14 protein-coding genes are annotated in these 13,712 nt (G+C 32.5%); 2 read left to right on the top strand and 12 right to left on the bottom strand.

Annotated elements, in window-relative coordinates; genetic code table 11:
* Nucleotides 1–145 precede the first annotated feature (145 nt).
* Nucleotides 146–829, bottom strand: coding sequence for a hypothetical protein (locus AC2H4K_RS03890; RefSeq protein ID WP_281138479.1), 684 nt, complete (start codon nt 827–829; stop codon nt 146–148).
* A gap of 39 nt (nt 830–868) precedes the next feature.
* On the opposite strand from AC2H4K_RS03890, the gene AC2H4K_RS03885 reads away from it, so the two are divergent.
* Entirely contained in the window at nt 869–1,669 is an 801-nt protein-coding gene (locus tag AC2H4K_RS03885; RefSeq protein WP_281138478.1) for a methyltransferase domain-containing protein, read from the top strand.
* Between the two features lie 99 nt (nt 1,670–1,768).
* On the opposite strand, the gene msrA is transcribed toward AC2H4K_RS03885, so the two are convergent.
* The 3 genes from msrA to AC2H4K_RS03870 form a co-directional block, all read right to left on the bottom strand.
* Entirely contained in the window at nt 1,769–2,431 is a 663-nt protein-coding gene (gene msrA, locus AC2H4K_RS03880) for a peptide-methionine (S)-S-oxide reductase MsrA (protein WP_281138477.1), read from the bottom strand.
* Nucleotides 2,432–2,556: 125 nt separating this feature from the next.
* Entirely contained in the window at nt 2,557–3,342 is a 786-nt protein-coding gene (locus tag AC2H4K_RS03875; RefSeq protein WP_281138476.1) for a zinc ribbon domain-containing protein, read from the bottom strand.
* Between the two features lie 2 nt (nt 3,343–3,344).
* Nucleotides 3,345–4,460: a Nif3-like dinuclear metal center hexameric protein gene (locus AC2H4K_RS03870; protein WP_493742857.1), complete on the bottom strand. Its 1,116-nt coding sequence runs from the start codon at nt 4,458–4,460 to the stop codon at nt 3,345–3,347.
* 40 nt (nt 4,461–4,500) lie between these two features.
* On the opposite strand from AC2H4K_RS03870, the gene lpxK reads away from it, so the two are divergent.
* Nucleotides 4,501–5,499, top strand: a complete 999-nt coding sequence (gene lpxK, locus AC2H4K_RS03865; RefSeq protein ID WP_281138474.1) for a tetraacyldisaccharide 4'-kinase — start codon at nt 4,501–4,503, stop codon at nt 5,497–5,499.
* Here lpxK and AC2H4K_RS03860 read toward each other — a convergent pair.
* From AC2H4K_RS03860 to AC2H4K_RS03825, 8 genes are all read right to left on the bottom strand, one after another.
* A complete protein-coding gene (locus AC2H4K_RS03860; RefSeq protein WP_493742856.1) occupies nt 5,492–7,732 on the bottom strand; it encodes an ATP-binding protein in 2,241 nt (746 codons plus the stop codon). The genes lpxK and AC2H4K_RS03860 overlap by 8 nt on opposite strands.
* A gap of 29 nt (nt 7,733–7,761) precedes the next feature.
* Nucleotides 7,762–8,778: a type I glyceraldehyde-3-phosphate dehydrogenase gene (gap, locus tag AC2H4K_RS03855; protein ID WP_281138472.1), complete on the bottom strand. Its 1,017-nt coding sequence runs from the start codon at nt 8,776–8,778 to the stop codon at nt 7,762–7,764.
* Complete coding sequence (gene lipA / locus AC2H4K_RS03850) at nt 8,778–9,650, bottom strand: lipoyl synthase (protein ID WP_281138471.1); 873 nt, start codon at nt 9,648–9,650, stop codon at nt 8,778–8,780. The genes gap and lipA overlap by 1 nt, the downstream gene beginning before the upstream one ends.
* 51 nt (nt 9,651–9,701) lie before the next feature.
* Nucleotides 9,702–10,919: an Nramp family divalent metal transporter gene (locus AC2H4K_RS03845; RefSeq protein ID WP_493743060.1), complete on the bottom strand. Its 1,218-nt coding sequence runs from the start codon at nt 10,917–10,919 to the stop codon at nt 9,702–9,704.
* Nucleotides 10,916–11,461, bottom strand: coding sequence for an RNA polymerase sigma factor (locus tag AC2H4K_RS03840; RefSeq protein WP_281138469.1), 546 nt, complete (start codon nt 11,459–11,461; stop codon nt 10,916–10,918). The genes AC2H4K_RS03845 and AC2H4K_RS03840 overlap by 4 nt, the downstream gene beginning before the upstream one ends.
* Entirely contained in the window at nt 11,452–12,567 is a 1,116-nt protein-coding gene (locus AC2H4K_RS03835) for a glycosyltransferase (RefSeq protein WP_281138468.1), read from the bottom strand. Before AC2H4K_RS03835 ends, AC2H4K_RS03840 begins: the two co-directional genes overlap by 10 nt.
* 6 nt (nt 12,568–12,573) lie before the next feature.
* Nucleotides 12,574–12,777 (bottom strand): membrane or secreted protein, encoded by a 204-nt coding sequence (locus AC2H4K_RS03830; RefSeq protein WP_281138467.1) that lies wholly within the window; start codon nt 12,775–12,777, stop codon nt 12,574–12,576.
* 144 nt (nt 12,778–12,921) lie between these two features.
* Nucleotides 12,922–13,707, bottom strand: coding sequence for an anti-sigma factor (locus tag AC2H4K_RS03825; RefSeq protein WP_281138466.1), 786 nt, complete (start codon nt 13,705–13,707; stop codon nt 12,922–12,924).
* Nucleotides 13,708–13,712 lie beyond the last annotated feature (5 nt).

The following is a 13,712-nucleotide window of genomic DNA, read 5'->3' as shown; positions in this document are numbered from 1 at the left end:
GATGCATATAAAAAATAAATCGCTTCAATTTTTTCTAATTGAAGCGATTTGAATATATATGGACGCCTATGGCGGAATATTTAGTTTGTAATATATACGCAGATAGACTTTCCTTTGGATTTTTAAAAATTGAATTTTAAGATTTTTACCTCATTGAAATTTCAATATCTGAGAAATTAAGATTCCAATTACCACCTTCCTTTTTATGGTCAATAGCGATTTTAATACCATTAAAATCTTTATAGTTTTCAAATGTATTAGACAATGATGGTTCTGGTGAATTTCCTTGTCTATACGTCCATTCTCTAATTAGATAATCTTTATCAAAATAAATATCGTAAGCGTCACCAGGGGTGTAACCGCCGCTTTCTTTTGGATAGGTTATAGTAATCATTTGCATCTCAGATTTGCTAATTGGAGCTATTGCTGATTTTGGTTCTGATATGGTTGCAGATGTATCCCAAACTAATTGAAAGGGGACAAAAAACCAAAATTTATCATTAACGAAATTTTTATCAGCATTTGATGGTACAATATCGATTTTAGATCTTATATATTTTACATTTTGTTCTCCAGCATGCATTACAACACTATCTTTTTTAGGAAACCATTGCCAAGAACGACCACTGCCTTTTATGGTGTCTCTATCTACTTTAAAAGTAAATGCTACTTTTTCAACATTCTTCCAATGTTCGTAACCATGAGCATTAGCGATTTTTTCAGCAACACTTAATTCGATTACTTCTTCCTCAATAGCTGTTTCTTTTTTTTCAGATTTGCATGATGAAAGTACTAATAGACATATTAAGCTGAGGTAAAGCGGTTTCATATAAAAAGATGTTTTAAATTACATCAAAATTAATCAACCATGGATAAGTACGCTAATTATTTTGATGTTAATAAAGAAACTTGGAACAAAAAAGTAGCTATACATGCGCAAAGTGAAATGTATGATTTAGCATCTTTTAAGTCTGGTAAATCTTCTTTAATGCCATATGAATTAAAGGCTTTAGGTGATGTTAAAGGGAAATCACTTTTGCATCTGCAATGTCATTTTGGGCAAGATACATTGAGTTGGAGTAGGATGGGAGCCAAATGCGTTGGTGTGGATTTAAGTAATGAAGGCATTAAGCTTGCCAAGCAACTTAATAACGAACTGCAGCTTAATGCTGAGTTTGTATGTTGTAATGTTTTGGATACTTCTGAATACGTAAAGGATAAGTTTGATATTGTTTTTACAAGTTACGGTACTATTGGATGGTTGCCCGACTTGAAGCCTTGGGCTAAAATGATTTCGGAACGTTTAAAAACTGGAGGTATGTTTTATATTGTTGAATTTCATCCTATTCTTTGGATGTTTGATTATGTTGATGGTCAACCAGAAATGAAATATCATTACAGTCAAGATGAAGTAATTTATGAAGAGTACGAAGGTACGTATGCTAATCAATCTTCAAAAATGGTGAGTAAGGAATACGGCTGGAACCATGGATTGAGTGAAGTGGTAAACGCACTTATTGAAGCTGGTTTGCAAATAGACTATCTTAATGAATATGACGAGAGTCCTTATGATGTGTTTCCTGATTTAACAAAAACTGAAACAGGATTATATAAGATGAAAAACCAATTGTTTCCTATGATTTTTGAGCTAAAGGCGACAAAAAAATAAGGTGTTTAGCAAAAAAGTGTTCTGTCAATCTGAACTCGTTACAGATTCTGAAATAAATTCAGAATGACAGTTTTTTTAGTCTTCTAACAAGCATTTAATTTAGTGCTTTTCTTCGTCTTTTAACAATTCAGGAAACTTAGCCTTAAAACGATTTAATCTCGGAATAGAAACAGCCCTTACATAGCTTTGATTTGGATTTCGTTTTTCAAAATCTTGATGGTAGGCTGATGCCTTATAAAACTTTTGAAAAGGATACACTTCAGCAGCTATTGTAGCATCTAACTTTTTAGCTAATGCAGCTTTCTTTTCCTCAATAATTTTCTTTTGTTCATCATTCTGGTAGAAAATTATTGAACGGTATTGAGGTCCATTATCTGGTCCTTGTCCATTAACTTGAGTTGGATTTTGTGATCCAAAATAGACATCTACTAAAGTAGAAAAACTCACCACTTTTGGATCATAAATCACTTCAACAGCTTCGGCATGTCCTGTTGTGCCTGAGTGACTTTTTTCATATGTAATGTCATCTGTATGTCCGCCCGAAAAACCACTGTAAACTTCTTCAACACCCTTTACACTTTGGTAAATAGCTTCAACACACCAAAAGCATCCACTTGCAAAATAGGCTTTTGCTTTGCCGTTTTCTAAAGGAACTTCTGTAGGTTCGGCTTCAATTACTGCTTTTTGTTTTGGATTTACTTGAGCTTGATTATGGCAACTAAAAACGACGCTCAGTATTAGAATAGATAAAATCTTTTTCATATAATTTTTTCTTTTTTCAATAGTCGTTTAAAATTACAAAACCTTAATGCGTATTGTTTTAAAATTCTATTAAAATAAAAAAGCCTCTGCAAATGCAGAGGCTATATCAATATTTTATTTTAGGATTACTTGCCTAGCTTAGCAAATAACTTATCCATTTTTGCTTTTTCTTCTTCAGCTAGCTCAGCATCAACTAAGATACGTCCACTATGCTCATCAGTAATTACTTTTTTACGAGAAGCAATTTCTACCTGTACTTGAGGAGGAATTGTAAAGAAAGAACCACCTGAAGCACCACGTTCTATGGCAACAACAGCTAGACCATTCTTAACGTTGTTTCTAATTCTTAAGTAAGCTTTTACTAAACGCTCATCAATTTTCTTTTGGTATTCATCAGACTTACCTAAAAGTGCTTCTTCTTCTTTTTCAGTTTCTTTTAAAATCTCATTAAGTTCACCTTTTTTGTGTTTAAGGTGTGCTTGACGATCTTTTAAACGATCTTTAGTACCAGAAATCACTTCTTTTTTCTGCTCAATCTGTACTTTGAATTCTTTGATGTGCTTTTCAGCTAATTGAATTTCTAATTCTTGAAATTCAATTTCTTTAGTCAATGAGTTATATTCTCTGTTATTTCTAACATTTTTTTGTTGCTCACTGTATTTTTTGATCAAGGCCTTAGCTTCTTCAATTAAGTTTTTCTTGCCTTTAATCTCATCGTCAATAATAGCAAGGCTATCATTTAGCTTTTCTAATCTGGTGTTTAATCCTTCTACTTCGTCTTCTAAATCTCTAACTTCTAAAGGAAGCTCACCTCTGACATTTCTTATTTCGTCTACTCTAGAGTCAATTAATTGTAAATCGTATAATGCTCTTAAACGTTCTTCAACAGAAACTTCAGCTTTTTTTGCCATAATTATAAATACTTAACCGGATTTGTACTAATTTTTGATAAAATGATCCTGCCTGCCGGCAAGGCAGGTGCAAAATTAGTAATTTTTTCCGAGAGATAGTCTACTAAAAACGATTTTGTGAACTGCTCACTTTCATAATGTCCTATATCAGCTAAAATAATGCTCTTTTCTGCCGTGAAAAAATCGTGATATTTAAGATCTGCTGTAACTAATATATCTGCTCCTGAGGCTTTTGCTGCATTAATAGCAAAGCTACCAGAGCCACCTAAAACGGCTATTTTTTTAACGGGTATATCAAGAATTTCAGAATGTCTTATACACTCAGTATTCATCTTGTTTTTAATGAATTTTAAACAACTTTCTGCATCCATTTCGATTTTTAGTTCACCAACCATACCAATACCGATATGTTGGTTGGTGTTTTCTAAAGTTATTATTTCATAGGCAACTTCTTCGTAAGGATGCGTGTTGAATAACGTTTTTAGAACTATTGATTCTAAATGTTTATGAAAGGTAACGGAAATAGCAGTTTCATTTTCAGTATGTAATTTACCTTTTTCTCCAATAACTGGATTAGAATTTTCATTTCCTAAATAGGTGCCTTCACCATCAATATTAAAACTGCAAGATTCATAATTGCCAATACTTCCCGCTCCAACTTCAAAAAGTGCTTTTCTAAGTGATTCAGCATGTGCTTTAGGAACATATGTTTGAAGTTTTTTTATAGTGTCAGATTGCGGGATTAATATTTTTTTATTGTTTAAACCAAGTTGGTTACATATAATATCGTTAACTCCTTGAATAGCATTATCTAAAGCTGTATGAATTGAGAAAATGGCAATGTTGTGCTGTATAGCTTTAATTACCACACGTTCAACATAGGTTTTACCGGTTAGTTTTTTTAAACCTTTAAAAATAATGGGATGAAAACTCACAATGAGGTTACAGTCATTATCTATAGCTTCGTCGATGATACTTTCGAGAGTGTCTAGAGTAACAAGGATTCCTGTAACTTCTTGATTTTTATCACCAACCAAAAGACCAACATTATCAAAATCTTCAGCATAGGCTAGGGGAGCTAAATCGTGAAGTTGATTTATAACATCTTGAACAATCATAAGTGTATATTTGTTTCAAAAATAATATAATTTAGTGCTCGTGAAGTTGATTCGAAAAATATTGTTTCCTGTTGTACCCATTTATTATTTGGTGACATGGTTCAGAAATAAACTGTACGACAATGGTGTTAAATCTTCAAAGTCTTATGATTTTCCTATAATATGTGTAGGTAATCTTAGTGTTGGTGGAACAGGAAAAACACCAATGATTGAATATTTAATCAGGTTATTGAAGGAAGAAAAAAGAGTGGCTACATTGAGTAGAGGCTACAAAAGAATTACTGAGGGATTTGTTTTAGCAGATGAAAATGCAACTGCAGATACTATAGGTGATGAACCGTTTCAGTTTTTTAGAAAGTTCGAAGATATAAAAGTTGCTGTAGACGGCAACCGACAAAATGGTATTGCAGAATTGAGAAGTTTGGAGAGTAAGCCAGAAGTAATTTTATTGGACGATGCGTACCAACACAGAAAGGTAAAAGCAGGGTTTAATATTCTATTGACATCTTATGCTAATCCGTATTATAATGATATGGTTTTACCAACAGGAAATCTAAGAGAACCAAGATCTGGTTCTAAACGTGCAGATGTTGTTGTTGTAACAAAATGTAATCCTTCTATATCGGAGGCAGAAAGGAATGAAATTACTAGAAGGTTAAAACTCAAATCCCATCAAAAAGCATTTTTTAGTTATATAGACTATGCTAAAAATGTAATTTCTTGGCAGAAGGAATTACCATTAAATCAATTACAAGAATTTACTTTGGTAACAGGTATTGCTAATGCTACTCCGTTAGTAGAGTTTTTAAAGAAGCAAGGGGTGAAATTCGAGCATTTAGAATTTCCGGATCATTATAGCTTTAGGCCAAATGATATAGAATTATTAGAAAGGAAGGGGACTATTTTAACAACCGAAAAGGATTACGTAAGGTTGTCGGACTATGAAAGCTTTAAGGATAAGCTATACTATTTGCCAATACAAATGCAAATATTCAATAATAAAGAATTTGATGAGACTATAAAATCATTTGTTAGCTAAAAAAGCTAGAGACAATTTTTTCACCAGATAAAGCAGCGAACAGTTTCTTTTCAAAATCTTCTTGCTTAAAAGGTTTAGAGATAATATCATCAAAACCAGCTTCACCGAATTCATGCATTTTATCTTCAAGAGTTACGGCAGTAAGCGCAAAAATAGTTAGTTCTTTGTCAAAAGTTCTAATGATTTTTGTGGCTTCCAATCCGCTAATTCCAGGCATATGAATATCCATTAAAACAACATTGTATTCAACAGCTTTTACCTGTTCTACAGCTGCTTCACCATTGTCTACAATATCACAGTAAAGACCCATTTTGGTAAGAATCTTTTTGGTGATCATCTGGTTAATCTTGTTGTCTTCAACAATCAAGATTTTAACATCGCTTAGATCCAAATCTTCCATTTTATTCGTTTTTTTCGTTTCCTCTACTATTGGCTCATCAATATTTTCGGTGTATTCTAAAGGAATTTCAAAGAAGAATGTTGTGCCTTTTCCAAGTTCACTCTTCAAGTAAATTTTACCTTTTAGAATCTGAATAAGCCCTTTTACAATAGAAAGTCCTAGACCTGTACCACCATATTTTCTGTTGATTTGTACTGAACCTTGAGAGAAACTCTCAAACATTTGGTCTTGTTTTTCTTTTGTAATACCAATACCATTGTCTTCGATTTCAAATCGAAGCGTGTACATTTTGTCCTTTTGGGCAATTTTGTACGCTCTTACCCAGATGTCTCCATCTTTGGTAAACTTAATGGCATTTCCTAGTAGGTTAATTAAGATTTGGGAAATCTTTAGCTGGTCGCCTATATAGGTTTCTGGCAACCCTTTTTCATAATCAAAGTGTAATGAAGTGTCATTGTCATTAGCAGAATTGCTAAGCGCAGACATTACGTTTTCTATTTTATTTTTAAGATTGAATTGTTCTGGGTCTAACTCAACTTTGTTAGCTTCGATTTTATTGATCTGAAGAATATCATTGATAAATGTCAATAAATAATCTCCTGAGAATTTTAATGATTTTAAATGTGGAATCTGATGCTCTTTTGGTTCTTCATCTAAAAGCATATTTGTTAATCCTGTTACTGCATAAAGCGGAGTACGGAGCTCGTGTGTAACAGTGGAAAGGAAATTTGCTTTGGTTTTTGAAGCTAATTCCGCTTTTTCTTTTGCAACAATAAGTTCATCATTTTTCTTATGAAGCATATTGTTGGTTTTCAATCTAATATTATTATTCTTATATAATGATAATGTTAGAAGCGAGAGAATTGTGATTAAAGCAATACTTAAAATGGTTGTTATCCTCGTAAAAGTACTCTCTGCGTTAACCTCTTCAATCTGAGCTAAAAGCTGAGCATTTTCATCATCTTTATATTTATTTATAGATTCACCAGTTGCTCCTTGAGCTAGACTTTCGCGTTTTACATTAAGAATGGAATCTGATAGCTCAATGTGACGTTTTATAAAATCATAAGAATTTTTAAAATCTCCTTTGTTTTTATGAATATCACTAATTATAAGATATGCTTGGTTAACATTTTCAATAATGTTATTTTCTTGAGCAATGATAAGACCTTCTTCAGCTTGCGAAAGTGCTAAATCATCATTTCCAAGAGCACTTGAAACTTTACCATTCTGAATAAGAGCACTACTTAAGAGTCTATCCTGATTGTATTTTTTAGCTAAAATGATTGTCTTCTCTAATTGATCTTTTGCCTCTTCATAACGTTTTTCAGCAATAAATACTTTTGCTTCGTTTAGGGTTACTTCAGAGATGTATTCTTCTAAATCTTCTTGCTCAAATAAGTTTTTTGATGCGGTAAAGTATTCTAAAGCATCTTGATATTCGCCTTTTGTGCTGTGAATTACACCTTTAATATTGTAGGTTACAGCCAAACCAGAATAGTCGCTAATTTCACGTTGAATTTGACTAGCTTTATTTAAGGAGATATTAGCTTGATCTTGCTCATTTACCAAAAATTGGACTTTGGCAATTTTAGTGTGAATTTTACCTTGACTGGCTTTATCTTCAATTTTTTCGGCAATTTCAAAAGCTTTATTAAGGTTATCTAAAGCATTATAGTAATCACCTCTATCGCTCTCTAACTTAGCTTGTTCGATGCGGTTTTGAAGTCTTAATGACAGCATGTCTGCGTCCTCTACACTTTCTTCTTGTGCAAAAGCCAGACTACAAAAACATGCTAAAAAAACAAATATGTGATATTTGATCTGGGACATTTCAGCTTTCTTTATTTGAACAAATATAATTATTTATTCGACAAAAGTGCTTTTTTATTCGATAAATTGCAAATTAAATCTAAAATTCTTGAGCTATAGCCAGTTTCATTATCGTACCAGCCTACTATTTTAACCATGTTTCCGATAACAGACGTCATTTGAGAATCAAATATGCAGGAATGAGAATTTCCGATTATATCAACTGAAACTATAGGGTCTTCAGTGTATTCTAATATCCCCTTTAAGTTTGATTCTGCTGCATTTTTAAAAATAGAATTAACTTCTTCTATTGAGGTATCTCTCTTAACATTAATGGTAATATCAGTTAATGAACCATTGGCAACAGGGACTCTAATACCGCAACCACCTATAACATCAGATAAATCTGGGAAAATTTTAGTCAATGCTTTTGCAGCACCTGTTGTTGTAGGTACAATAGATTGTCCAGCTGCTCTAGCACGCCTTAAGTCTCTGTGAGGTTGATCGTGTAAACTTTGATCTGTTGTGTAGGAATGAACCGTAGTAATATAAGCCTGCTTGATGCCTAAATGCTCCTTAATTAAAGAAATCATTGGTGCAGCATTGTTTGTAGTACAAGAAGCATTTGATAATATAGTGTCAGAATCATCTAAAAGATTATCATTAATACCTAAAACAATAGTTTTAATATCATCTTCTAAAGGAGGAACAGAGAGAATAACAGAATTGGCACCGTTGTTTATATGTTGTTGGAGTTCTGTTTTGGTTTTGAATTTTCCTGTTGACTCTATTACCACATCTGGACTTACAGATGACCAATCTATAGATTTTGGACTCGTTTCCCTGTAGAGTGGAATTTTAATATCATTGAGGATGATATGATTTCCATCAAATGAAACGGATTCATTTAAAACACCATGAATACTATCATACTTTAATAAATGACTAAGCGTTCTACTGTCAGCGAGATCATTTATAGCAACAATTTGAATTTTTGGATTTTGAAGTGATAATCTAAAAACTCTTCTGCCAATTCTACCAAAGCCATTGATGGCAACCTTAATCATTAGTTAATGTGTTTTTGAGCCTTGTAAGAGGATCTAACCAATGCACTACTTTCAACATGTCTAAAGCCTAAATCCAATCCAATTTCTTCGTATTCCTTGAATTCATCAGGATTTATAAAACGCTGAACAGGTAAGTGCTTTTTACTAGGTTGAAGATATTGGCCAATAGTTACGACATCTACATTATTATCTTTAAGATCATGTAGCGTCTCAATAACTTCTTCTCTAGTCTCACCTAAGCCTAGCATTATACCAGACTTTGTTCTTCGTTGACCTTGTTCTTTTAGGTATTTTAATACTCCCATACTACGGTCGTATTTTGCCTGAATTCTTACTTCACGCGTAAGACGTCTAACCGTTTCAATATTGTGGGATACAACTTCTGGCGCAACATCAATTATTCTGTCGATATGCTTTTCTATACCTTGAAAATCTGGAATTAAAGTTTCTAGAGTGGTTTCAGGGTTCATGCGTCGTACAGCTTTCACGGTTTCTGCCCACATAATGCTTCCCATATCTTTAAGATCATCTCTATCTACACTTGTTAAAACAGCGTGTTTTATTTGCATTATTTTTATGGAACGTGCCACTTTTTCTGGCTCATCCCAATCTACTGTTTCTGGTCTTCCGGTTTTTACACCGCAGAATCCACAAGAACGTGTACAAACATTACCTAAAATCATGAAAGTTGCAGTACCTTCTCCCCAACATTCACCCATATTAGGACAACTTCCCGAAGTACAAATAGTGTTTAGTTTATATTTATCTACCAAACTTCTAAGCTCAGTATATTTTTTTCCGGTAGGAAGCTTAACTCTAAGCCATTTTGGTTTACGTTCTGGTAATATATTTGAAGCAACTTTTGTTTCCATGCAAATTGTAATTTCAATTTACAAAGATACGAACTTAATAATAAAAATAGGCTAGAGTGTTAATAGATACCAAATACTAAAACCAATTAAAAACAGAATGCCAATCCATGATAAAACATGAAGTTTTAGTGTTGGTCTCCATTCTTTTGGTGTGTGCTTACTGGTAATTAATTTGTAATTAGCAATAGCATAAAATGGCGCTGTAACAAAAGAAAGTATCGTGGCCAATTCTATTAGGAAACCCATTTCAGATTTTAAAAATAAAAATATTGAAATAGTACCAACAACTAAAACTAAAACCCATAAAAGAAAACCGTTGTTTTGTTTCTTTTTGAATAATAGCTCTGTGGTTTTATGCATTGCTCTAGGAGAAGCGTCTAAAGTAGTAAGCGTAGTGCTAAACATTGTTGTAAATGCCGCAATACCAATTATAATATAAGACCAATTTCCCAGTTGTTCTGTATACATGCTAATGAGCTGATTGGCAAAAACAGAAGCTTTATCGCTGAGAGTTTCACCAGAATTGAACATTACTAAAGTGCCGAGCGCAATAAAACCAAGCCCAACAAATATGGCAGCTATAAATCCTACATTAAAATCAAATAGAGAGGATTTTACATCATAATCGTTATTATCTTTATGCTTTTCTATGGCCCAAAGCGATTGCCAAATAGAAACATCTAAAGGTGCTGGCATCCATCCCATAAAAGCAATTAAGAAACCTATGCTACTAGCATTTTCAGGAATGATTTGGGTGAAAACAATAGTTTGGTTATCAGTTTTTAAAGCTAAAAAAACAGCTATAATAGTACTTACGGTAAGCATAATGACTATAATTTTCATCAGCTGGTCTAAAAACTTATATCTGCCTCTAAGTACAATTCCTAGGCAAACAGCAAGAATAATGATTGTCCAGATTTCAACCGAAATAAAGTTTCCAAATAAACTACTGGCCAAACCAGCAGTTACAATAGTAACCGCAGTCTGTATAGTAAACATGGTTAAAAAAGTCAATATGAAATAAATTATCAAAACAGGTTTGCCAAGTCGCTTGTAGCCGTCCAATAAACTTTCGCCTGTAGCTAATGCATATCTTGGACCAAATTGAAAAAAAGGATATTTTACTACATTAATGAGTAATAAAGCCCAAATAAAACCAAAACCAAATTCTGCACCAGCTCTTGTAGATTGAACTAAATGAGAAACACCAATTGCTGCACCGGCAAATAATAAACCTGGTCCTAATGTTTTTAGACTAAATCGCATTATTTCTTTTGAATAATCTCTGCTAATAGTTTTTTAGCACGAAGTAACTTCACCTTTACATTGTTTATAGGTTCTTTAAGTTCTTCTGAAATCTCTTTATAACTAAGCTCTTGGAAATACCTTAAATTAATAACTTCCTGATAATGCGGTTTCAACTTTTTAATATCACGTAAGAGTTTAGCTAAGTTTTGCTCTGTAATAATTTTATCTTCAGGAGAAGGAGAGTCGTCTATAATATCGAGATAGCTGTCTTCGTTGTCTTTTGATGTATTTCTAAAACTACGTTGTTGCTTTCTAACTAAATCTATATGTATGTTTTTGGAAATGGTAATTAACCAAGTCTTAAACTTATAATCCTCATTATAGGTATGTATTTTATCAAAAGCTTTAGAAAATGTTTGTATGGTAATGTCTTCAGCATCATTTTCGTTTTCAGTTCTTTTTAGTTGAAATGCATAAACATCATTCCAATAAGTATCTAATAGAAAATTGAATGCAATTTGATTGTTGTTTTTGGCTTTGCTAATAGCGTCTTTTATTTCCAATGTTTGGGTTTAGATATAAGATTAGCAATAAAGATAAATAATTGAGATGTAATAAGGCATAATTCTAAAAAAGGTGATAAAACTAATAAGTCTATTTCTCCTAATTTTTTAGCAGTGAACCCGAAAGAGAAGAAGTATATGACAAATCTCAATACAATTAAAGCTAAAACCCATTGCCAATTAAAATTTAGGGAAAGAAGTAAGATTCCTAATGCCCAAAATAGAAATTGTGACATATAGAATAATCCTAACAAAAACTGATGCTTAAACTTATAGAATTTAGAAGTACTGATATGTCTTCGTTTTTGTAAAATCCAATCTTTAAACTTGTGTTTTGGTTCAGAAACCGTAAAACTATCGGTATTGAAACAAATTGATGTATTCGATTTGTTTGCAGTTTCGTTGATAAACAAATCGTCATCACCAGAATTAATAAATACGTGATTGCTAAAACCGGAATTACCAAAAAACAAATCCTTTTTATAAGCCATATTTCTACCAACTCCCATATAAGGTGAACCTAGGTTGGCATAGGAGAAATATTGTAAAGCTGTCATAGTGGTTTCAAAGCGTATGAGCTTGTTTAATAGCGAATATGGTTTTTTACAGTAGCCTCCATGACCAATAACAATTGATTTTTCCTTAGAAAAACTTCCTGCAATGTAAGACAGCCATTTGGTTGATATTGGTTTGCAATCAGCATCTGTAAAAACTAGATGCTCATGTTTAGATGCTTTTATACCAAGCGTTAGTGCATACTTTTTATTACCCCAAAACCTTTCATTGGTTTTTACATCTACTAACTTTATGTTAGTGTGTTTGGATGCAAAGTCCTCTATAATTTCTAATGTATCATCAGAAGAGCTGTCGTTTACTAAAACAACTTCAAAATTCGGATAATCTTGATTTAAAATTAAAGGAAGGTTTTTCTTAAGATTTTCGGCTTCATTTTTTGCACAAATTATAACTGAAAGTGGAATATTTGTCTTTTGCTTATTTTCAGCTCGCTTTACAGAGAAAGTAACAAGAAAACTTAAATAATAACCAATTTGGATACCAACAATTACAATAAACGTAATGAAGAGCACCGAGGGAAGTGACAACATTAAGCTTTAAGAATGTTGAGTTTCGTTACAGTTTTCAAATTGATCTGGAGTTTTTCCGCAAAAACCACAAGCTTCACCCTCTTTATTTAGCATTGGGTTTTGGCTAGCACAAGTTCCTGCAAACTTCCCATCTTTTTTTGCCCAGATTTTAATAGCTATTCCTGCAAATCCAAGAGCTAATAATCCTAATGTAAGTAGTAATAACTTCATAACTTTTATTTGGTGCAAAGATAATGCTTTTACATTTATTGCATAAATTAAGGACAATTAGTTAACAATACTTTTTAACTATATATAATAAAAAAGCACATGATTCATAAAGAGTCATGTGCTTTATTCAAAAAAAAAAAAATCTTATTTCTCTTCTTTTAATGAGATTTCAGCAACTTCAGTGTTGTTTTCGTTAGTGTCATCACCATCAGTTCCAATCTTTATACTAAGTGCGAGTGCATCTTCCATATAAGGAATTTGTTTCAACTTACGGTCAGACTCATCTAAAATACCAAGATTAACCATTTTATCTTGAAGCTCGGCCCAAATTTGATAATGTTGTTCTTTTGGTAATTGAGGTAGTGTAATAACATCAATCATAGATGTTTTATCTACTGGGTTAATGTATGCTACAGTTTTTAAATCTTTAGCACGATCATTACCATTAAAAACATATTTTTTAGCGTCTGGGTTGTTAAGCTTCATCAATTCTTTAGAAAGTTCATCTAACTTAGAATTGTTTTTTTCAATGTCACTCCTTAAGTCATAGATTTCATCTACAACAACATTGTTTTCAGCATTTAAATTTTGGTTCTTTTGATATAACATAAAAGATGTTACAGCAAACAATACAGCAGCTGCACTAGCAGCAATGCTATACCAAGGCGTACTTCTTTTTGGTTGAAGTTGTATCACCTTTGGCTCATCATTTAAAGCTTCTAACACATCACCTAAAACATTAGGTGCATCAACAGCGTCAATTTTTGCTAATATTTCTAAATTATCTTGAAGTTCATCATAAGCTTTCTCAGCCTCTGGATAATTAGAAATAAAATGTTCAACTTCTTTAGATTCTTCATGAGAAGTTTCACCTAGTATATATTTGCTAAGCAAATCAGAATTTAAGAAGTTATGTAATTTTGTTTCCATGATCA

Source organism: Winogradskyella sp. 266wxhm, from assembly GCF_058964685.1.
Note: the sequence above shows the minus strand (reverse complement) of the source record. Positions and strands in the feature narration are given on the sequence as shown.